This is a genomic window from Leucobacter sp. HNU, from assembly GCF_047946755.1.
In the GTDB taxonomy this organism is placed as follows: Bacteria; Actinomycetota; Actinomycetes; order Actinomycetales; family Microbacteriaceae; genus Leucobacter.
Window position 1 is genome coordinate 425,264 of sequence record NZ_CP178837.1, and the last position, 20,510, is coordinate 445,773.

A 20,510-nucleotide genomic window follows, 5' to 3' on the forward strand; every position below is an offset into this window, starting at 1 on the left:
CGTCGTGACGTGTCGGCGCATGGCCGCTATGCCCCTCAGTCTACGCGGTAGGCTGGGAACCATGACCGAATCCCACTCGCTTGGCAACTGGCAGCCCGACCGCAACCTCGCGATGGAGCTCGTCCGCGCGACCGAGGCCGCGGCGATCCGCGCGACGCCGTTCATCGGCCGCGGCGACAAGAATGCCGCCGACGGTGCAGCCGTCGACGCCATGCGCCGTTTCCTCTCGACCGTCTCGATGGACGGCACCGTCGTCATCGGCGAGGGCGAGAAGGACGACGCCCCCTGGCTCTACAACGGCGAGCGCGTCGGCAACGGCGAGGGCGCGGCGTGCGACGTCGCGGTCGACCCGATCGACGGCACCCGTCTCACCGCCGAGGGCCGCCCCGGCGCGCTCTCGGTGATCGCGGTCGCCGACCGCGGCAGCATGTACGACCCCTCGGCCGTCTTCTACATGGACAAGCTGGTCTGCGGTCCCGACGGCGTCGGCGTCGTCGACATCCGCAAGCCCATCGGCGAGAACATCCGCGCGCTCGCGAAGGCGAAGCGCGTCGACGTGTCCGACATCCGCGTCGCCGTGCTCGACCGGCCCCGCCACGAGCAGCTCATCGCCGAGATCCGCGAAGCGGGCGCCGGCACCCGCCTGCTCATGGACGGCGACGTCGCGGGCGGTGTGAACGCGGCCCGCTGGGACTCCCGCATCGACCTCTGCGTCGGCATCGGCGGCACCCCCGAGGGCATCATCACGGCCTGCGCCGTGAAGGCCCTCGGTGGCGTGATCCAGGGCCGGCTGTGGCCGAAGGACGACGACGAGCGCCAGAAGGCGATCGACGCCGGGCACGACCTCGACCGCGTGCTCGAGGCGAACGACCTGGTCGCGAGCGACAACGCCTACTTCGTGGCGACCGGCATCACCTCGGCGGACTTCGTCGAGGGCGTGCAGCGCCGCGGCCCGTTCCTGCGCGCCGAGAGCATCGTGATGCGCTCGCACTCGGGCACGATCCGTCACATCGTCAGCGACATGGACCCCGACCGCTGGAACTGATGCTCGGCTGAGCCGCGCGAGGTCGGGCCTCGCAGCAGAGCGCCCCTCGGACCACGGGTCCGAGGGGCGCTCTGCATTGGGCGGTCTGGGCTTTGTGGCCCCGGGTCGGGCGGTCTGCGTAGGGGCGGCCTGGGTTCTGGGCGGCGTGGTCGGGGTTCTGGGTTCTGGGTTCTGGGTTCTGGGTTCTGCGTTCGGTGCGCTGTGCTTCGGAGCCCCTCGTCGGGTGCTGCCGTGTCGGAGCTGCCGCGTCGGTGCCGCCGTGCCCTGCTCGGGTGCTGCCCTGGGCCGTACCCGGGTGCTGTCTGCGCCTTCACCTCGGCGCCGTGGCCGCAGCATTTCGGAGATCCGCAGCATTTCGGAGGGGCCAGCCCCGAACGATCCGAGAATTTGCAGATCTCCGAACTGGTGCAGCACCGAGCGCGCGGCTCAGGAGGAGATTCGGGTTCAGAAGGATGAATCCAGCAGGATCGTCCTATTGAACCCGAATCTCCTTCCGAAGCCGAAGCCGAAGCCGAAGCCGACCCTGGGCCCGACCTTGTCCCTGGGCCCGACCTTGCCCCTGAGCCCAACCCGGCCCAAAGCCAGGCCTCCCTGTCACGCGGAGGGCTCAGGTGTAGGAGGCTCGGGCGTAGGGGGCTCAGGCGCGGGGGTCCCGGAGTGGGTCGGCAGCGGGGTCCTCGAACAGGGTCGGTTCGACGTCAGCGCCATCGGGGCCGGAGAGCGCGGCGTCCTCGGCCTCTTCGAGTGCTTCGGCGTCGGCGAAGACGTCGCCGATGGCGGCGGACTCGAAGGTCTCGACCGAGCGCAGCGTGCGGGTGACGGCACGAGTACGCACTCCCGCCTGGTGCACGGTGTTCTGCGCGGTCTGGAGCTGCTTCTCGAGCTTCTCCCAGACCTGGCCGTACTTCTGGAACTCGGACTTGGCCGCGCCGAGCACCTGCCACACCTCGGAGCTGCGCTTCTCGATGGCGAGGGTGCGGAACCCGAGCTGGAGGCTGTTGAGCAGCGACATGAGCACCGTGGGGCCCGCGACGGTGATGTGGTATTCGTTCTGCAGCCGGCTGGCGAGGCCCGGTCTGCGGATCACCTCGGCGAAGAGCCCCTCGGTCGGCAGGTACATGATGGCGAAGTCGGTCGAGTGCGGCGGCTCGATGTACTTGTCGCGGATCAGTTTCGCCTGCGTGAGGATCACCCGCTCGACGACCTTGCTCGCCGCTTCGATCTGCTCCTTCTCGCCGCCCTCCTGCGCCTCGAGCAGACGCTCGTAGTCCTCCTGCGGGAACTTGGAGTCGATCGGCAGCCAGACCGGGGTCTCGTCGTCGCCGCGGCCGGGGAGCTTGATGGCGAATTCGACGCGTTCGGCCGAGCCGGGGCGCACCGCGACGTTCTCGGCGTACTGCTCGGGGGTGAGCATGTCTTCGAGCTGCCGGGCCAGCTGCACCTCGCCCCAGCTGCCGCGGGACTTGACGTTGGTGAGCACGCGCTTGAGCCCGCCGACGTCGGACGCCAGGGTCTGCATCTCGCCGAGACCCTTCTGCACCTGCTCGAGCCGGTCGCTGACCAGCTTGAACGACTCGCCCAGCCGGCGCTCCAGCGTGCCCTGCAGCTTTTCGTCGACGGTCTCGCGCATCTTCTCGAGCTTCGCCTCGTTGCCCTGGCGCAGCTTCTCGAGCTCCTCGCGCAGCGTCTGCTGCAGCTCGGCCTGTTTCGAGACGTGGGTCTCGGTGAGATGCTGGATCCGCTGCGCGTTCTCGTCGAGGGCAGACTTGAGCGTCTCGCGCAGCTTCTCGTCGACGGAGACGCGGACCTGCTCGAGCTTCGCCTCGTTCGCTGCGCGGAGCGCCTCGAATCGCTGCTCGATCGAGGTCTTCAGCTCGCCCTGCGCCTCTGCGGCCGACTGCGCCGCGCGGTACTGCCGGTCGCCCAGTTCCGATAGGGACCGGGCCAGCAGGTCGCGCAGTTCGCGCTGAGCCGCCGTGCGGGACTCGCGCTCGCGCATGAGCTCCTGCGCCTGGGCGGCCCCGCGTGCGTCCTGCTGCTGGTGGCCGCTCGCGATGACCTGCGCGAGCTCGCCGCGCTGCGTCGCGAGGTCCTGCCGCAGCTCGCCGGTGAAGGCGCGCATCTCGCCGCGCAGGACATCGGGCGTGCCCGCTCCCGCGCCGCCCGTGCGGCGGAGGAGCAGCACGATGACGAGCGCGAGGAGCACGATCGTGAGCGTGCTCAGGATGATGAGGAGGAGTTCCATTGGTGCACCGGTTCGCCAGGATCAGAAGGGAGATTCGAAGTGATTGGAGGCTATCGGGCACCTCCGACAAAGACCGGGCCCCGGGCCGCGCAGCGCGCGCACCCGGGGCCCGGTCTCGAGAGCGATCCCTCAGAGCACCTTGCTCAGGAACTCCTGCAGGCGCGGCGTCTGCGGGTGGTCGAACACCTGCTCGGGGTCGCCCTGCTCGCAGACGACACCGTCGGCCATGAACACGACCTTGTCGCAGACCTCTCGGGCGAAGCCCATCTCGTGCGTGACCAGCACCATGGTGATGCCCGTCTTGGCGAGCTCGCGGATCACCTCGAGCACCTCGCCCACCATCTCGGGGTCGAGCGCCGAGGTCGCCTCGTCGAACAGCATGATCGCGGGCTCCATCGCGAGTGCGCGCGCGATCGCGACGCGCTGCTTCTGGCCGCCCGAGAGCTGCGCGGGACGCGCGTCCGCCTTCTCCTCGAGACCGACCCGGCGCAGGAGCGCGAGCGCCTGCTTGCGGGCCTCCTCCTTCGACCGCTTGCCCGTCTCGACCGGCGCGAGCATCACGTTCTCGACCACGCTCATGTTGGGGAAGAGGTTGAAGTGCTGGAACACCATCCCGACGTGCCGGCGCACCTCGTTGATGTCGACCTTCGGATCCATGATGTCGAAGCCGTTCGCCACGACGGTGCCCGCGGTCGGGACCTCGAGCTTGTTGAGGCAGCGCAGGATCGTCGATTTGCCGGATCCCGAAGGACCGATGAGCGAGACGACCTCGCCGGGCGCGACCTCGAGGTCGATCCCCTTGAGGACCTCGTTCGAACCGAACGACTTGCGGAGCCCGGTCACGCTGATCCCCGCGCCGCTGACGACGACGGGAACGGTTCCGGAGGTGAGTTTGTCGCTCACTTGTTCACCTTCTTATCCACGATGTTGGCGACCCAGGTCAGGAGGGTGATCACCACGAAGTACATGATGCCCACGATGATGAGCATCTCGGTCGTGCGGTAGTTGGCCGCGTAGATCTGCTGCGCCTGGTAGAGCAGCTCGGCGAAGCCGATGGTGAGCAGCAGGGAGGAATCCTTCAGCGTGATGACGAACTGGTTGATGATCGCCGGCGTCGAGATCTTGACCGCCTGCGGAACGACGACGCGCTGCATCGACTTGCCCCAGCCGAGGCCGAGGGATCGCGCTGCCTCCATCTGGCCCGGATCGACGGCCTGCAGGCCGCCGCGCACGATCTCGGTGAGGTACGCGCCCGAGTTCAGCGCGAGGGTCGCGGTACCGGCCCAGAACACGTTCCCCGTGACTCCGGTGAGCTGCGGCAGGCCGAAGTAGAACAGGAACGCCCAGACCAGCACCGGGGTACCGCGGAACACGGCCACGTAGACCGAGGCGATCCCGCGCAGGGTCCGCGAGGTCGAGATCTTCATGAACCCGAAGATGAGTCCGAGCACCATCGCGATGATGAACGCCATCATGGTGATGCGCAGGGTGTTCCAGAGGCCCTCGCCGAGCGCGGGCATGGAGTCGACGAACAGCTGGACGAACCCCGGCTGCGCCTTGGCGCCGCCGTCCGCGGTCGCCGAGGTGTCCTTGCCGAGGTACGTCTCGAGGGTCTTCGCGTAGCTGCCGTCCGCCTTCATCCGGGCGAGACCGTTGTTGAACGCTGCGAGCAGGTCGGCGTTCTTGCCCTTCGCCACGGCGAAGCCGTACTGGCCGCCGGGGATCTTGGCCGTGACCACCTTGAGGCCGTTGCCCTGCGCGATGCCGTACTTTAGCACCGGGTAGTCGTCGAACACGGCCGCAGCGGATCCGTTCTTCACGGACTCGATGAGGCTGGTGGACTGGTCGAGCGCCTTGACGGTGAAGCCGTACTTCTCGGAGAGCTTCTTCGCCTCCGACTCGCCTTCCGAGCCGCCCTTGGCGACGACGGTCTTGCCCTTGAGGTCCTCGTATCCCTTGACGTCGCTGTTCTTCGCGACGGCCATCTGCACGCCCGAATCGAAGTAGGGGTCCGAGAAGTCGAAGGTCTGCTTGCGCTCGTCGGTGATGGACATGCCGGCGATGACGCCATCGGCCTGCCCGGACGTGACGGCGGAGACCGCGGCCTGGAAACCGAGGGACTGGATCTCGACCTGGAAGTTCTCCTCCTTCGCGATGGCGTTGAGGAGGTCCATGTCGATGCCGACGAGCTGTCCGTTCTTGCGGAACTCGAACGGTGCGAAGGTGGTGTCGGTCGCGATCGTGAACTTCTTGCCGGCCAGATCCATCGCAGCGGGAGCCTCCCCGCCACCGCCCGAGGTGCCGCCGGTGCCGAGGTACTTCTCGAGGATCTTGTCGTACGAGCCGTCGGACTTGAGCGCCGCGAGCCCTCGTCGAACGCCGCGAGCAGATCCGCGTTCTTGCCCTTCGCCACGGCGAAGCCGTACTGGCCGCCGGGGATCTTGTCGGTCACGACCTTGAGGCCGTTGCCCTGGGCGATGCCGTACTTGAGCACCGGGTAGTCGTCGAAGACCGCGGCCGCGGATCCGTTCTTGACCGATTCGATGAGGCTCGTCGACTGGTCGAGCGCCTTGACGGTGAATCCGTACTTCTCGGAGAGCTTCTTCGCCTCCGATTCGCCCTCGGATCCGCCCTTGGCGACGACCGTCTTGCCCTTCAGGTCGTCGTAGCTCTTCACGTCGCTGTTCTTCGCGACGGCCATCTGCACGCCCGAATCGAAGTACGGATCGGAGAAGTCGAAGGTCTGCTTGCGCTCGTCGGTGATGGACATGCCGGCGATGACGCCGTCCGCCTGCCCGGAGGTGACGGCGGAGACCGCGGCCTGGAACCCCAGCGACTGGATCTCGACCTGGAAGTTCTCCTTCTCGGCGATGGCGTTGAGGAGGTCCATGTCGATGCCGACGAGCTTGCCTCCTTCGCGGAACTCGAACGGCGCGAAGGTGGTGTCGGTCGCGATCACGAACTTCTTGCCCTGCAGATCGGCCGTCTTCGCGGGCGCGGCGTGCGCGGGCCCCGCGGACGGGGGCGCTGCCTGCGCGGCGGATCCCGCGACCAGCATGACGAGGCCCGCGATCACCGCCCCGATCGCCAGCCGAAGGCTGAATGGATGCTTGCTCTGGTGCACTGAGGGCTGCTCCTTCGTTGGAGGCTCCGCGGTCTGCGGGCCGTGGGTCCAGGGTAGGCATATCTCAGCGAACTCGCAGCCCGAGGGGGTCGGCGGCGCGCCCGACCCCCGGTCGGGGAGAAACCCCACCCCGGTTCCGGGGTGCGCCGGATGGGTGGGATCGCGGCCGCCGGGCAGACTGAATGACATGACCGCTCACGAACTCATCGAACCCGGACGGGCGTCCCGCACGGCCGAGTCGCACCCGCCCTCCGCCATCGCGGATCGCCGCCCGACCGGGTACTGGGCCCTCTGGCTCGCCGCGCCGAAGACACTCGGCATCCTGCTCCTCGCGATGCCCTTCTCGATCATCGCCTTCACCGTGCTCCAGACCCTGTTCCTCGTCGGCCTGGGATCGATCGTCCTGGTGTTCGGCATCTTCCTCGTGGTGGGCGCGCTGCTCACCGCTCGCATCTTCGGGGACGCGTGGGCGGGCCTCATCGGCGCCGCGGTCGACCGGCCGATCACCCGCCCGGTGCCGCCGCCGACGCGCCCGGGCGGGATCCTCGCGCGTCTGCGCGGGCAGCTCTCCCACGGTGCCGGATGGCGCGCCCTGCTGCACAGCGGCCTGGTGCACATGCCGCTCTCCGTCACGCTGTGGGGCCTCTCGCTGATGTGGACCGTCATCGCGGTGTTCGGCCCCACCGCCTGGATCTGGAACCGTCTGATCCCGACGAGCGGGAAGAACACCCACCTGAGCACCGTCATCTGGGACTCCCTGTCCGGTTCGCCGATGCCCGTGGATCCGCTGACCGGGGACGCGATCCTCTACGGCGTGCTCGGACTGATCTTCCTCGCCACGCTGCCGCTCGTGCTGCGCGGCCTCGCCATGGTCGACTGGGCGGTGTCCCGCGCCCTGCTCGGCGAGACTGCCGGCGATCGCCTGCAGCGCGACGTCGTGCAGCTCGAGATCGCCCGTGAACTCGCCGCAGCCGAAGAGCACCGCACGCTCGGCCAGCTCGAGCGCGACCTCCACGACGGTCCGCAGCAGCGGCTCGTGCGCCTGCAGATGGATCTCGCCGCGGCCGAGCGCCGGATGGCCGATGATCCGGCGGCGGTGTCCTCGCTGCTCGCCGAGGCGCGCAGCACCGCGGGCGCAGCGCTCGACGAACTGCGCGCGCTGTCCCGCGGAGTGGCCCCGCCCCTGCTGGCGGACCGCGGTCTGCGAGCCGCGCTCGAGGCGATCGCCGACAGCGCACCGATCCCGACCCGCATGACCTGGGCCGTGGGGGAGGACGTGCGGCTCTCGGAGGTCACCGAGCGCACCGTGTACTTCATCGCTGCCGAGTGCCTCGCGAACGCTGCGAAGCACTCGGGCGCCGGGCGCTTCGACCTGCACCTCGCGGACGACGCCGGCTGGGCGATCCTGACCGCGAGCGACGAGGGCCGAGGCGGCGCCATGCTGCTGCCGGGCCACGGGCTCTACGGGCTCGACCAGCGGGTGCGCGGCGTCGGCGGATCCATCACCCTGTCGAGCCCCGACGGCGGTCCGACCGTGATCGTGGCCCGGATCCCCGTATCGTTGGGGGCGTGACCGAATCCCGACAGACCGAAGTCCTCGCGCCGGCGCTCCGCATCGCACTGGCCGAGGACTCCGGTCTGCTCCGGGAAGGGCTGATCCGCCTGTTCGACGAGGCCGGGTACGAGACGGTGGTCGCGGTCGGCGATGCCGAGCAGCTGCTCGCCGAGCTCGAACGGCACCCGGTCGACCTGGTGGTGCTCGACGTCCGCATGCCGCCGGGGTTCCGCGACGAGGGGGTGCGCGCGGCGCTCGCGATCCGCGAGCGCTGGCCCGACCGTTCGGTGCTGCTGCTCAGCCAGCACGTCGAGCTCGTCTACGCGGGCGAGCTGCTCGCCGGCGACCCGTCCGGCGTCGGATACCTGCTGAAGGATCGCGTCGCCTCGCTCGACGAGTTCCGCGACGCGGTCGCGCGGCTGCGGGCGGGAGGGACGGTGCTCGACCCCGAGGTGGTGCGCGGCCTCATGCAGCGGCACCGCGACCCGGTCGAACGGCTCACCTCTCGTGAGGGCGAGGTGCTGGGGCTCATGGCCGAGGGCAAGAGCAACCCCGAGATCGGCGCGGCGCTCGTCGTCAGCGCCGGTGCCGTCGAGAAGCACATCTCCGCGATCTTCCAGAAGCTCGGGCTGACCGACACCGCGTCGGGCCACCGGCGCGTGCTCGCCGTGCTAACCTGGCTGCGCAGCGCGGGCGAGGCGAGCTAGCCGGGTTCGCCCGTGCTGGGGCCCGGTAGGCCTAGAGCTTCAGCGGGATCGCCTTGAGGGTCTGCAGGCGCAGGCCCGTCGCCTTCGCGAGCGACGCGACGTCGTCGACGCCGTGCCGGATCGCCGCGTCCGAGATGATCGCCGCGCACGCCTCCGAATCGGCGAGCGCGTCGTGGTGGTGGAACTCGCCGTAGCCCGCCGCCGCCGCGGCGAGCGGAAGCCGGTGGGAGGGGATGTCGTAGGTCTTGCGCGAGACCTGCACGCTGCACAGATAGCGGAACTTCGGCGTCGGCGTCACCGTCGCCGCACAGGACCCGCGCACCACGCCCATGTCGAAGCCCGCGTTGTGCGCCACGACGATGTCGGACCCGACGAAGTCGACCAGCTCGGGCAACTGCGCGGCCCAGTCGCGAGCGCCCTCGACCATGTCGGGCGTGATCCCGTGGATCTTGATGTTCCAGTGCTGGAACTGGCCGTGCTCGGCCGGCGGCTTGATGAGCCACTCGGCGCGCTCGACCACCCGGCCCGCGCGGACGCGCACGAGACCGACGGCGCACGCCGAAGCGGCATGGCTGTTCGCGGTCTCGAAATCGATGGCGGTGAAGTCGACGGTCACCCGAAGATCCTGACACACGCCGCCGACAACTCCGTGCGAGGCCCGTGCCCTTGGCTCGGATCCTGTGGCTCTGGAAAGCCGCGCCGATGTCCCCGCAGTGGGGCAGAATGTCGGGTAGGCGCGGCGCTCGCCGCCGGAAGGAGGCGCGGCATGATCCCCGCGATCAACTACTGGGCCGTCATCGCGGCCACCCTCTCGACCATGGTCGTCGGGGCGATCTGGTACTCCAAGGGCGTCATGGGCACCCGCTGGATGAAGCTCACCGGCGTGCAGCCGGAGGGCAAGCCCGCGATCGCGATCGTGCTCCCGCTGCTCGTGACGCTGGTCGTCAGCTTCATCACCTCCTGGGCGCTGGCCTGGGTGGTCGGCATGATCGCGATCCCGGGCCGGTCGACGGTAATCGTCAACGCCGGCGATACGACGGTCGGGCAGGGCGACTTCTCCATCGACCGATTCGCGTTCTTCGGCACCGCGCTCGTCGCCGGGCTCATCCTCTGGGCCGGATTCACGGCCGCGCGCTTCATCACCCACGACGCGTTCGAAGGGCGGCCGGTGAAGCTCACCGTGCTGAACGTGGTGCACGAACTCGTCACCATCCTGGTGCTCTCGATCGTCATCGGGGTGTGGCCGCCCGCACTCGCGTAGACTGAACCCCCGTGGCTCTGACTATCGGCATCGTAGGACTCCCCAACGTGGGCAAGTCCACCCTTTTCAACGCGCTCACCCAGAACGACGCGCTCGCCGCGAACTACCCGTTCGCGACCATCGAGCCGAACGTCGGCGTCGTCAACCTGCCCGACCCGCGGCTCGACAAGCTCGCCGAGATCTTCGGCAGCGAGCGGATCCTGCCCGCCCCGGTCAGCTTCGTCGACATCGCCGGGATCGTGCGCGGCGCCAGCGAGGGCGAGGGGCTCGGCAACCAGTTCCTCGCGAACATCCGCGAGGCCGACGCCATCGCCCAGGTCGTGCGCGGCTTCTCCGACCCCGACGTGATCCACGTCGACGGTGCGGTGAACCCGGCCAGCGACATGGAGACGATCAACACCGAGCTGATCATCGCCGATCTCCAGACCCTCGAGAAGGCGCTCGTGCGCTACGAGAAGGAACTGAAGAACAAGAAGATCGACGCCTCGGTCGTCGAGACGGCGAAGGCCGCACAGGCCGCGCTGAACGAGGGCAAGGTCCTCTCGCACTCGGGCATCGACCTCGAGCCGATCCGCGAACTCGGCCTGCTCACCGCGAAGCCGTTCCTCTACGTCTTCAACGTCGACGAGGAGGTGCTGCAGGACGACGCGAAGCGCGACGAGCTCGCCGCCCTCGTAGCCCCCGCCAAGGCGATCTTCCTCGACGCGAAGATCGAGAGCGAGCTCATCGAGCTCGATCCCGCCGACGCTGCCGAGCTGCTCGCGTCGATCGGTCAGGCCGAGAGCGGTCTCGACCAGCTCGCCCGCGTCGGCTTCGACACCCTCGGGCTGCAGACCTACCTCACGGCGGGCCCCAAGGAGGCGCGCGCGTGGACCATCAAGAAGGGCGCGACCGCGCCGCAGGCCGCGGGTGTCATCCACGGCGACTTCGAGAAGGGCTTCATCAAGGGCGAGATCATCTCGTTCGAAGATCTCGTCGAGACCGGCTCCGTCGCCGAAGCCCGTGCCAAGGGCAAGGCCCGCATGGAGGGCAAGGAATACATCATGCAGGACGGCGACGTCTGCGAGTGGCGCTTCAACGTCTGACATGAAGAAGTGAGTAGGCTTGGTCGAACTGTGATTCGTCCTTGAAGTTCAAAGTGTGATGCGAAATTTACCATTCCCGCACCGCAAAAGGGCATTCGCGAAGTTGGGTGCAAGATCGCACGAAGCGGATCTCGATTGACTGCCGGGACGTCCTTCAGAGATCGCCTTGCACCTGGCGCAGACGCCTAATTTGTGGGAGGTGCAGGGGGGGCATGGTGATGAAAAAGATCAGATTCGTAGTTCCGGGATCATCCCTTCCTGGAAAACGTTTCGAGCCGCGTGAGGAGCTATCGCTACACACTTCGGCTAGCCAGGCTGCTGCCAACTTGCCAGGGAAGCACGATAGTGTCCTCATGCTTCCTGAGATGCCGAGCCCGCTAGGACTCCCTGACTTTGCAATCTTGGTGGGTGGGGAAGCGTGGTTGCACGAGCGTCAGCTCGCTGGAGTTACGCCAATTGTTTCAGAAGTGGATTGCAGAGTGCTTGACGCGCTTTACGCTGGAAGGCCATCTCGGTTAGATTCAATCGCAGAGAAGGTGGGCTGGGCTTCTTATGAAATTGAACCAATCCTCGCAAGATTGGAACGCGTTGGAGCGGCACACAAGACTCGAAATGGTTCTTTCCTTCTCAACCCTGCACTGCAGCCTAAAGGCACGCTAATTGCGATTGAAGCCAAAGTTAAGGACTGGCAGAAGGCAGTCCTGCAGGGGCGTGCCTACCGCACCTGGGCCAACAACTATGTTGTGGTGCTCGGGGAAGTGGGGGCGGTAGCGGCCACGCGAGCGCGTGATCGAATAGTCGCCGATGGAGGTGGGCTTTTTCTTGCCTCGAAGTGGCAAGTCCGGCCCAGCATGCGACGGCATCGGCCCCCGCAACGACTCAGGGGCTTTGAATACTTGTACGCTGCAGTGGGAAGCTCAGTTCCAGCCCTCGGCCTCGCAGAATAGCTTGATCCCTTCGAGGAATGGCTTGATCCAACGATCGCTGCCTATTTTTGCGCCTGTGATCCGATGCACTCTCGGCCACTCCTTATGTGCTCCCACATACAGGTCTCGAAGGCGTTCAACTCTTTGACGACCTGCAAGTGGCATAAGCTCATCAATTATGCGCGTGAGTGTTGTGGCATGATGCCGAAACGCCTGCTGCGGCTTTGGCCCAATGGCCCCAGGAGTTAACCGTTCAGCAAGCGCAGGATTCTCGGAAACGAGGATGACATACTCCCCGTTTGTGAGGCCACCAAACAAGCCTTCCAGGGTGGGGCGTTGGTACCATCCCCCGCCTGTGCTTGCGTCAGGAGCCCGTTCTTCGAAATCTTGGTATGCGCAGAGGCGCTGACGCATATCCCAACCGGTACCCAACGCTTCGGCGCCTGCAGCTACTGCCGGAAGGGCCGCCAGATCGCCAAAGGCCACCCGTACTGGTCTATCTTGGCTCAGCGCATAAGTTGTGCGCATAAGTCCGTAGACTTCCTCTGCGGTGGCGCTGGGTGGCATGGCATTGTCTGATCGGGTGACTACTAGGAGCCAGCCTGCGGGTTGAAGTTGGTCCAACGCTCCGATGTGTGCGTCCAGTTCGGCCCCGGCGCTCCAAAACTGATGATCTCCTGCGACTGTCAGCCATGCGTTGGCGGATATCTCGACCGAGCGCTGGCTGAGCTCCAATGCACGTTGACTCGTGAGAGTATCTGGGTAGGAAACTAGAATCGCCGGGGCAAGATGAGGGCTTCCCAGCTCGGCTTGAATATCGAAAACTCGGTTGACGTGGTCTTTTTGAGCGTGTGAGGTGTCAAGGGTGCCACGATCCTTGCCCCATAAGTCCCATGTATTGTAATGCCGAAAGTCTCCGGTCCTGGGCATGCTCAACGCATATGTCATAGGATCGAACCAGAATTCGCCACCTGAGGAGATAATGGTCTTGGCGACGTCGGCAGCGGATCGTTTGTATCCGTTTCCTAGTTTTGGGGAAGCGAACGGAGACAAATATGCACCTTTTGCGTAACCATCTTTTATGGCTGCGGTGGCCCAGGTGGGTAAATTGTTTCGGGCTGTGTCTTCGAGAAACACGCTCATGAAAGTCCTCCAAGCGCTGTGTGCAATGCGGCTCCGTTTCGATACCTGCGGGCAGGTTGCGGATGGAGTCCGCGTTCAATGACATGGCAAAACTCTTCCGGCAAGTCAGGTCGACGGTCCTGAAGACGGATATGTGTTGCGTTTCTTAGTCTTTGTAGGTACTCCGCATCGTCACCTTTGTAGGGAACTGGTGGGGTGCCGGAAGCAGCGAAATACACGAGGCTGCAGGCGCCGAACACGTCTGAAGCGGCCGTAGGTGAGCCCGAGTAAGCCTGAAGATGCTCGGGACTCATGAAGCCTCTCGTACCAGGTTGGCCGCCCACCGTAAGGCCACTTCGAAGGGTGTGTTTTGCGAACCCAGGGTCGATCACAACGAACTTTCCATTGGTGAGTCGTTGCACATTGCCGGGACTAAGGTCTCGATGAATGACCCTTTGCCGGTGGAGAGCGCCGAGCCCTGCCGCTACACCTAGACCAAGTTCGAGCAGGTCAACGTAGGGCCACTTTGAGCCTGCATACCTGAGATCTGTGCCGTCCAAGTGCTCTTCAAGCCAGAACACTGCAGATGGTGGTGCGCCGATCTGCTGTAGGTCTGTTTCGACGGCGACGACGTTGGGGTGCTTCACGCGCTTTAGGAGATCAACCTCTCGTGTGGCACGTTCCAGAGCTGCGGGATCGGTTGCGAGCCCGAGATCAATCAACTTCAGAACGCTATGTTTCCCAGATGGGTCTGTGACGATGAAAACTTGTTTCTGTCCACCTTCGACAAGTGGTCGAACGGGGGTGACCTGGAGAGCCTCGCAGGCCTTTCTGAGATGGTCGCTCATGTCAGCATCATGGCACAAGGGGTACCTCGAGGGACTTACTGAGGGGCATGTCTCCGTTGAGTGGGTAAACATCAGGCTCTTTGGTGGGACCAGTGGGAGTAGAACGACGGTACGTTCTCAACGCAACTCTTCTGCACGGGGGGAGCTTCTATCGTTCCAGTGATTGGCGCGTTGTGGGGTAGTCCTCGCTTGGAGCTCGGCACCAAAAATGGGTTGAGTTTCTGGGGAAATCTCATTTCCGTATCCGCCTCGATGAGGAAAGCAGAAGAGCAGAGCATCGCCCTACCCCCGTCTCGACGAAAGTCTATGTATGTATGACTCCTCATGGATACAGCCACGAGTGGCGCTTCAACGTCTGATCGCCGCGCGATCCGCACGAGGGACCGCCCCGACCGACAGGTTGGGGCGGGCCCTCGTCGTTGCGATCCATCGAGCCGGGTCGCGGGGCCCGGCGCGCTGGAGAGGGCGAGGAGAAGAACAGTATCGCGCGGGCTCCGGAACGGGTTGGACGGATGCGGGGCGAGCGATTACCATCGGACGCACCTGCACGGTTTCAGACAAAGAAGTCGATTGAAAGTTGTAGTAATGCGCAAGAAGCTCCTCGCCCTCGCACTCGTTTCCGCGGCGATCTCGCTGCCGCTCGTGGCCGCGACCCCGGCCATGGCCTCCACACAGGGATCCTTCGCCCGGTACTGTTCGAACGAGACCGTCTCGAACGGACAGCACGTCTACAACGTGACCTGCCGGACGCCCGCCGGCACCAAGTACGCCGTGAACGTCGGCTGTGGGTGGTACAGCGCGGGCCACGGCGGCTCGTTCACCCAGACCTCCGCCTGGACCACCACCGGCCAGCGCGTCTCGGTCTCCTGCGGCGGCGCGTACGTCGCGGCCGTGCCGAAGTTCGTCTGGTACAAGTAGAACCCGACGGTCTCGACGAGGCCGGACTGCAGAGCACGAGGCCGAACCGGGGGATCGAGCGATTGGAACCGATCCCCGCGTTCGTCCCGGAACCGCAGCCGGAGCCCCTGCCGCCCCTCCGCAGACTCGGAATCCACGCCTCCGACTACGCGTGGGCGGTGTCGAACATCTGGGACGGAGCACGGCGGCCGCACCCGCCCGAGCGGTTCCGGCGCGGGCACCTGGCTCCGGTGATCCTGGTGCCCGGCGTGTTCGAGAGCTGGACCATGATGCGGCTCATCGCCGAGCGGCTCAACCGTGCCGGGCATCCGGTGCACATCCTGCCCGAGCTGCGGCGCAATACCGCGCCGGTCGAGACGGGGGCCGGCCTCGTCGAACGCTGCCTGCGGGACAACGATCTCAACGGCACCGTGATCGTCGCGCACAGCAAGGGCGGATTGATCGCGAAGCAGGTGCTGCTCGGTGAGGAACAGGGCCGTGTGGCACGCGTGATCGCGATCGCGACCCCCTTCGCCGGTTCTTCGCTGGCGCGCTGGATGCCGACGCGCGTGCTGAGGTCGCTGCAGCCGAACGACCCGGGGATCCGGGCGCTGGTCGCGCGCACCGAGGCGGACGCGCGGATCGTCTCGATCCACCCGCCGTTCGACCCGCACATCCCGGACGGCTCGCGCCTCGACGGCGCCGAGAACGTGCCGACCGCGGAATCCGGGCACTTCCGCATCCTGGGTTCCCCGGAGGTGCTCGACGCGATCGAGCGCCTCGCCGACCCCGGGCCGGCGAACGGATCCTGAACACCTGCTCCGAGGCTCTGGCGCGATCCTCCGCAGAGGGGCATGCTGAGGGCGTACGCACGCCCGACGACAGGAACGGATCCCATCATGGCCGCATCGCTCGCAAGCTACATCTCGCTCCCCGGGACGACGGGGGAGGCGATGGAGCACTGGCACGACGTGTTCGGCGGAGAGCTCCAGATCATGCGCTACGGCGACATCCCGCCGATGGAGGGCATGCCCTTCACGCCTGATCCGCAGGCCGTCGCCCACGCGACCCTCGTGCTGCCGGCGGGAATCATCGCCGGCGGCGACGCCATGGAGGACGGCAACGACTACAACGTGCGCGGCAGCGCCTACTCGCTGCTGTACACGACCGACACCGCCGAGGAGGCACGGGGGCTCATCGCGAAGCTCGTCGACGGCGGCGGCGCCATGGGGATGCCGTTCGAACGGGCACCGTGGGGCGGCTGGTACGGGCAGGTGTTCGACCGCTTCGGCGTGATGTGGTCGTTCTCCAGCGACAACGACTGATCGGGAGGCGCCGCCCGTCTACAGTTGACGGGTGACTGCAACGCTCGTGGCCAACGGCCTCGCGGGAGGGTACGCCCACCGCACCCTGTTCGACGGGCTCGACCTGACGGTCGCCCCGGGCGACGTGATCGGCGTCGTCGGCATGAACGGGGCGGGCAAGTCGACGCTGCTGCGGATCCTCGCGGGCGAGCTCGACCCGCAGGCCGGCAGCGTCTCGCTCGCGCCGTCCGACGCGTTCGTCGGGTGGCTGCCGCAGGAGCACACGCCGGTCGATGGCGAGACCCTCGGGGCGTATGTCGCGCGCCGGACGGGTGTCGCGGCGGCGACCGCGCGCATGGATGCGGCTTCCGCGGCCTTCGCCGACCCCGATTCGGCGGTGCCCGGCGGTCCCGATCCCGCCGAGGAGTACTCCGTCGCGCTCGACCGCTGGCTCGCCTCGGGAGGCGCCGACCTGGAGGATCGCCTTCCCGCGGTGCTCGCCGAGCTCGGGCTCGATCTCGGCGTCGATGCGCTCATGACCTCGCTCTCGGGCGGGCAGAAGGCGCGCGTCGCGCTCGCGGCGCTGCTCTGCTCGCGCTTCGACATCGTGCTGCTCGACGAACCGACCAACGATCTCGACCTCGACGGGCTGTCCCGGCTCGAGGCCTTCGTCCGGGGGCTGCGCGGCGGTGTCGTGCTCGTGAGCCACGATCGCGAGTTCCTGGCGCGCTCCGTCACCCGCGTGCTCGAACTCGACCTGGCGCAGCACACCAACCGCGTCTACGGCGGCGGCTACGAGGCCTACCTCGAGGAGCGGGCGATCCTGCGCCAGCAGGCGCGGGACGACTACGAGGAGTTCGCGGCGAAGAAGGCCGACCTCGTCGGCCGTGCCCGGACGCAGCGCGAGTGGTCGAGCAAGGGCGTGCGCAACGCGATGAAGAAGGCGCCCGACAACGACAAGATCAAGCGCAAGGCGTCGATGGAGTCGAGCGAGAAGCAGGCGCAGAAGGTGCGCCAGATGGAGAGCCGCATCGCGCGCCTCGAGGAGGTCGAGGAGCCGCGCAAGGAGTGGCGCCTCGAGTTCACCATCGGATCCGCGCCGCGCTCCAGCTCGGTCGTGGCGACGCTCAACGAGGCCGTCGTGCGCCAGGGCGACTTCGTGCTCGGGCCGGTCTCGCTGCAGGTCGACGCCGGCGAGCGGATCGGGATCACCGGACCCAACGGCGCCGGCAAGTCGACCCTGCTGCGGCTGCTCCTCGGCGACCGCGAACCCGACGCCGGATCCTCGAGCCTCGGCAGCTCCGTCGCCATCGGGCAGATCGATCAGGCTCGCACCCAGCTGACCGGATCCGCGCCGCTCGCCGAGGCGTTCGAAGCGCTCGTTCCCGAGTACACGAGCGCCGAGGTGCGAACGCTGCTCGCCAAGTTCGGGTTGCGCGCCGACCATGTGCTGCGGCCTCTGGACGCGCTGTCGCCGGGGGAGCGCACGCGGGCCGGGCTCGCGCTGCTGCAGGCCCGCGGTGTCAACGTGCTGGTGCTCGACGAGCCGACGAACCATCTCGACCTCGAGGCCATCGAGCAGCTCGAGCAGGCGCTCGAGGCGTACGAGGGTGCGCTGCTGCTCGTCACCCACGACCGCCGCATGCTCGAGAACGTGCGACTCGACCGGCGCTGGCACGTCGAGGCGGGCCGGGTCGAGGATCGCATCGTCTGAGCGGGGGCCATCGGCGCCCGCGCCCGCGGACGCGTCACACCGCCGCGCGGATCCGTTCCGCGAGCTTCTGCGCGACCTTCTTGTTCTTCGGCCCGTCGAGCAGCGCCTTCGGCCGGCCGGGCATGTTCGCCAGGTAGATCGAGAGTCGCGACCCCTGGGGCGTCGGCGTGATCTCGATCCCCGTCGCGAGCTCCCAGCTCAGCAGCGTCTTCTTCGTGATCACCGCGAATGCCAGACGGTCGTCGCTGACGCCGGCGAGCTGGTGCCCGGCCTCCGCGACGACCCGCTCCACGGCCGCGCCGACCGCGGCGGGGTCGTTCGGCAGCTCGATCTGGGCCTCCGCCGAGGTGTCGACGAAGTCGAACGACGGCGCCAGCGCTGCGCCGTACTGATCGACGATGCGGGAGTTCAGGATCTTGTCGAAGACGGACATGGACGCAGTCTACGTTCGACCGGGGGATCCCGCACCGTCGAACGTTCCTGCGGCCGGCGCGGCTAGCCTGGATCCATGCCCACGCCGAGCGAGATCGTCGACTTCTCCGAAGACCCGGTGCCCGCGGGCGCATCGCCGTGGGTCGGCCCGAGGTCGCGGGAGCGTATCGAGATGGTTCGCGCGGACCCGGGCTGGCCCGCGCGGTTCCACGCGGTCGCCGATCGGGTGCGCGGAGCTCTGGGGCCGCGCGTCCTCGAACTGCACCACGTCGGATCGACCTCGGTGCCCGGCCTCGACGCGAAGCCGATCATCGACGTCGACCTGATCGTGGCGGACCCGTCCGACGAGGCGGCCTGGCTGCCTCCGCTGGAGGCGGCCGGATTCGTGTTGCGGGTGCGGGAACCGTGGTGGCAGGAGCATCGGATGCTCCGATCGGAGGACCCCGCGACGAACCTGCACGTGTTCGGCCCGGAGTCCGCCGAACCCTGGAAACATCGCATCTTCCGCGACCACCTGCGCTGCAACGCCCGGGATCGCGAGCACTACGCTTCGGCCAAGCACGCAGCGGCCGAGCAGGCCAATCGACGGGGCGAGACCACTATGGACTACAACCTGCGCAAGCAGGAGACGATCCGCGAGATCTACGCCCGCGCGTTCCGCGCCGCCGGACTGATCTGAGGGACCGTCGAGCCGGTATTCTGGTGGCGGCATACGAAATGAATCCACGGAGGGCCGCGCGAGCATGAGTGACACCACCGAGACCGGGACGGAGCTGCCGCCCTGCCCCGAGTGCGGGAGCGAGTACGCGTACGAGTCGGGCGCGCTGCTGGCCTGCCCCATGTGCGGCCATGAGTGGGCCCCGGCCGATGGCGCCTCGAACGGCACCGACGGCGACGCGGCGGACGGCGAGCGCGTCGTGCGCGACGCGGTCGGCAACGTCCTCTCCGACGGCGATACGGTCACGCTCGTGAAGAGCGTCAAGGTCTCGGGCGGCGGCGGTGGCGCGATCAAGGTCGGCACGAAGGTCACCGGCATCCGGCTCATCGCCGACGGCGTGGGCGATCACGACATCGACGCGCGCGTGCCCGGATTCGGCAAGCTGCAGCTCAAGTCGAGCGTCGTCAAGCGGGTCTCCTAGAGCGCGCGGGTCGGGCCGGCGATGGATCCGCAGGGAAGGAGCGTCCCGGACGCGGTCGGTGCGGCCTACGGTGCCCGGGCCGCCGAATACACGGAGCTGCTCGGCTCGGTCGAGTCGCTCGCGGCGCAGGATCGCGACACGATCTCGGCGTGGGGCACGAGCGTCGTCGGCCCCGTGCTGGACGTCGGCTGCGGGCCGGGGCACTGGACCGAGCACCTGCGGACGCTCGGCGTCGACGTCTCGGGCATCGACCTGACCCCGGAGTTCGTCGACATCGCACGGAGCCGATTCCCCGAAGCACGGTTCCGCGTCGGTGCGCTCGAAGCGCTGCCCGTCGCGGACGCCGCGCTGGGCGGACTGCTCTCCTGGTACTCCGTGATCCACACCCCTCCCGAGGACGTTCCGGCCATCCTTCGGGAGTTCGCCCGCGTCCTGCGTCCGGGCGGCTCCCTGCTGCTCGGCTGCTTCGAGGGCCCGCGGCTGGAAGCGTTCGACCACGCCGTGACGACGGCCTTCTTCTGGCCGGTCGCCGAGATGCGTCGTGAACTCGAGCGCGCGGGCTTCGCGGTGCGTTCGGTGCGCACCCGGACGGATGCGGGCAGCCGTCCGCACGCGGAATATCTCGCGGAGCGCGTCGGAGCGGCGGCGGCATGATCCGCCTCCGACTCGAAACCCGTATCGCGGCTACCCCGGCCGAGTGCTTCGCGCTGAGCCTGTCGGTCGACGCGCACACCTCCTCGATGAGCGATTCGCGCGAGCGCGCGGTCGGGGGAGTGACCTCCGGCGAGATGCGCGCGGGTGAGACGGTGACCTGGCGCGCGGTCCACTTCGGGATCCCCTGGCGCATGACCTCGCTCATCTCGGCGTACGAAGCGCCGCACCGCTTCGTCGACGAACAGGTCTCGGGTCCGTTCGCGAGGTGGCACCACGAGCACCGCTTCGAGCCGGACGGCTCCGGCACGCGCATGCTCGACCTGGTCGAGTGCGCGGCACCGCTCGGCCCGCTCGGGCGCATCGCCGAGCGGATCGCGCTGCGGCGGTACCTGACCCGACTGCTGGAACGGCGCAACGCCTGGCTGCGCGAGGAGCTCGAAGGATCGCGCTGA

The 20,510-nt window shown here is 67.4% G+C and carries 20 protein-coding genes and 1 pseudogene; 13 read left to right on the forward strand and 8 right to left on the reverse strand.

Translation table 11 applies throughout. From position 1 onward, the window contains the following. Positions 1-61 precede the first annotated feature (61 nt). On the forward strand, positions 62-1,045 hold the full coding sequence (glpX, locus tag AB3K78_RS02075; RefSeq protein WP_416445742.1) for a class II fructose-bisphosphatase: 984 nt from the start codon (positions 62-64) through the stop codon (positions 1,043-1,045). Between the two features lie 637 nt (positions 1,046-1,682). On the opposite strand, the gene rmuC is transcribed toward glpX, so the two are convergent. From rmuC to AB3K78_RS02095, 4 genes and pseudogenes are all read right to left on the reverse strand, one after another. Continuing rightward, entirely contained in the window at positions 1,683-3,290 is a 1,608-nt protein-coding gene (rmuC, locus tag AB3K78_RS02080; RefSeq protein WP_416445744.1) for a DNA recombination protein RmuC, read from the reverse strand. Between the two features lie 129 nt (positions 3,291-3,419). Next, positions 3,420-4,193: an amino acid ABC transporter ATP-binding protein gene (locus AB3K78_RS02085; RefSeq protein WP_416445746.1), complete on the reverse strand. Its 774-nt coding sequence runs from the start codon at positions 4,191-4,193 to the stop codon at positions 3,420-3,422. Further along, complete coding sequence (locus AB3K78_RS02090) at positions 4,190-5,557, reverse strand: amino acid ABC transporter substrate-binding protein/permease (protein WP_416445748.1); 1,368 nt, start codon at positions 5,555-5,557, stop codon at positions 4,190-4,192. The genes AB3K78_RS02085 and AB3K78_RS02090 overlap by 4 nt, the downstream gene beginning before the upstream one ends. Before the next feature lie 164 nt (positions 5,558-5,721). After that, positions 5,722-6,603, reverse strand: a pseudogene (locus AB3K78_RS02095) (transporter substrate-binding domain-containing protein); the annotation flags it as partial. On the opposite strand from AB3K78_RS02095, the gene AB3K78_RS02100 reads away from it, so the two are divergent. Together AB3K78_RS02100 and AB3K78_RS02105 are read left to right on the forward strand one after the other, a co-directional pair. Further along, positions 6,602-7,987 carry a sensor histidine kinase gene (locus tag AB3K78_RS02100; RefSeq protein WP_416445750.1) on the forward strand — a complete coding sequence of 462 codons (1,386 nt, stop codon included), beginning with the start codon at positions 6,602-6,604 and terminating at the stop codon, positions 7,985-7,987. The pseudogene AB3K78_RS02095 and the gene AB3K78_RS02100 overlap by 2 nt on opposite strands. After that, positions 7,984-8,676 carry a response regulator transcription factor gene (locus AB3K78_RS02105; protein WP_416445752.1) on the forward strand — a complete coding sequence of 231 codons (693 nt, stop codon included), beginning with the start codon at positions 7,984-7,986 and terminating at the stop codon, positions 8,674-8,676. Before AB3K78_RS02100 ends, AB3K78_RS02105 begins: the two co-directional genes overlap by 4 nt. 31 nt (positions 8,677-8,707) lie before the next feature. On the opposite strand, the gene AB3K78_RS02110 is transcribed toward AB3K78_RS02105, so the two are convergent. Next, complete coding sequence (locus AB3K78_RS02110) at positions 8,708-9,292, reverse strand: 3'-5' exonuclease (protein WP_416445754.1); 585 nt, start codon at positions 9,290-9,292, stop codon at positions 8,708-8,710. 150 nt (positions 9,293-9,442) lie between these two features. Here AB3K78_RS02110 and AB3K78_RS02115 point away from each other — a divergent pair, with 150 nt between their 5' ends. Together AB3K78_RS02115 and ychF are read left to right on the forward strand one after the other, a co-directional pair. Next, on the forward strand, positions 9,443-9,937 hold the full coding sequence (locus tag AB3K78_RS02115; protein ID WP_416445756.1) for a DUF1761 domain-containing protein: 495 nt from the start codon (positions 9,443-9,445) through the stop codon (positions 9,935-9,937). 11 nt (positions 9,938-9,948) lie between these two features. Further along, positions 9,949-11,022, forward strand: coding sequence for a redox-regulated ATPase YchF (gene ychF, locus AB3K78_RS02120; protein WP_416445758.1), 1,074 nt, complete (start codon positions 9,949-9,951; stop codon positions 11,020-11,022). A gap of 917 nt (positions 11,023-11,939) precedes the next feature. On the opposite strand, the gene AB3K78_RS02125 is transcribed toward ychF, so the two are convergent. Then, positions 11,940-13,091, reverse strand: coding sequence for a hypothetical protein (locus AB3K78_RS02125; protein WP_416445760.1), 1,152 nt, complete (start codon positions 13,089-13,091; stop codon positions 11,940-11,942). Then, positions 13,088-13,918 carry a serine/threonine-protein kinase gene (locus tag AB3K78_RS02130; protein ID WP_416445762.1) on the reverse strand — a complete coding sequence of 277 codons (831 nt, stop codon included), beginning with the start codon at positions 13,916-13,918 and terminating at the stop codon, positions 13,088-13,090. The genes AB3K78_RS02125 and AB3K78_RS02130 overlap by 4 nt, the downstream gene beginning before the upstream one ends. A 585-nt stretch (positions 13,919-14,503) precedes the next feature. On the opposite strand from AB3K78_RS02130, the gene AB3K78_RS02135 reads away from it, so the two are divergent. The 4 genes from AB3K78_RS02135 to abc-f all read left to right on the forward strand — a co-directional run bounded on the left by AB3K78_RS02135 (position 14,504) and on the right by abc-f (position 17,833). Continuing rightward, entirely contained in the window at positions 14,504-14,836 is a 333-nt protein-coding gene (locus AB3K78_RS02135) for a hypothetical protein (RefSeq protein ID WP_416445764.1), read from the forward strand. A gap of 62 nt (positions 14,837-14,898) precedes the next feature. Further along, complete coding sequence (locus AB3K78_RS02140) at positions 14,899-15,627, forward strand: esterase/lipase family protein (RefSeq protein ID WP_416445766.1); 729 nt, start codon at positions 14,899-14,901, stop codon at positions 15,625-15,627. A gap of 87 nt (positions 15,628-15,714) precedes the next feature. After that, complete coding sequence (locus tag AB3K78_RS02145; protein ID WP_416445768.1) at positions 15,715-16,140, forward strand: VOC family protein; 426 nt, start codon at positions 15,715-15,717, stop codon at positions 16,138-16,140. Between the two features lie 31 nt (positions 16,141-16,171). Beyond that, positions 16,172-17,833 carry a ribosomal protection-like ABC-F family protein gene (abc-f, locus tag AB3K78_RS02150; protein ID WP_416445770.1) on the forward strand — a complete coding sequence of 554 codons (1,662 nt, stop codon included), beginning with the start codon at positions 16,172-16,174 and terminating at the stop codon, positions 17,831-17,833. A gap of 34 nt (positions 17,834-17,867) precedes the next feature. Here abc-f and AB3K78_RS02155 read toward each other — a convergent pair whose 3' ends face one another. Further along, positions 17,868-18,266 (reverse strand): hypothetical protein, encoded by a 399-nt coding sequence (locus AB3K78_RS02155; protein ID WP_416445772.1) that lies wholly within the window; start codon positions 18,264-18,266, stop codon positions 17,868-17,870. 75 nt (positions 18,267-18,341) lie between these two features. Here AB3K78_RS02155 and AB3K78_RS02160 point away from each other — a divergent pair, with 75 nt between their 5' ends. The 4 genes from AB3K78_RS02160 (at position 18,342) to AB3K78_RS02175 (ending at position 20,510) form a co-directional block, all read left to right on the forward strand. Beyond that, positions 18,342-18,944, forward strand: coding sequence for a GrpB family protein (locus AB3K78_RS02160; RefSeq protein WP_416445774.1), 603 nt, complete (start codon positions 18,342-18,344; stop codon positions 18,942-18,944). A 64-nt stretch (positions 18,945-19,008) separates the two neighbouring features. Next, positions 19,009-19,404, forward strand: coding sequence for a zinc ribbon domain-containing protein YjdM (locus tag AB3K78_RS02165; RefSeq protein WP_416445776.1), 396 nt, complete (start codon positions 19,009-19,011; stop codon positions 19,402-19,404). A gap of 21 nt (positions 19,405-19,425) precedes the next feature. Then, on the forward strand, positions 19,426-20,058 hold the full coding sequence (locus AB3K78_RS02170) for a class I SAM-dependent methyltransferase (protein ID WP_416445778.1): 633 nt from the start codon (positions 19,426-19,428) through the stop codon (positions 20,056-20,058). Next, the gene (locus tag AB3K78_RS02175; RefSeq protein ID WP_416445780.1) at positions 20,055-20,510 is read left to right on the forward strand and encodes an SRPBCC family protein; all 456 of its coding nucleotides are present in this window, start codon (positions 20,055-20,057) and stop codon (positions 20,508-20,510) included. The genes AB3K78_RS02170 and AB3K78_RS02175 overlap by 4 nt, the downstream gene beginning before the upstream one ends.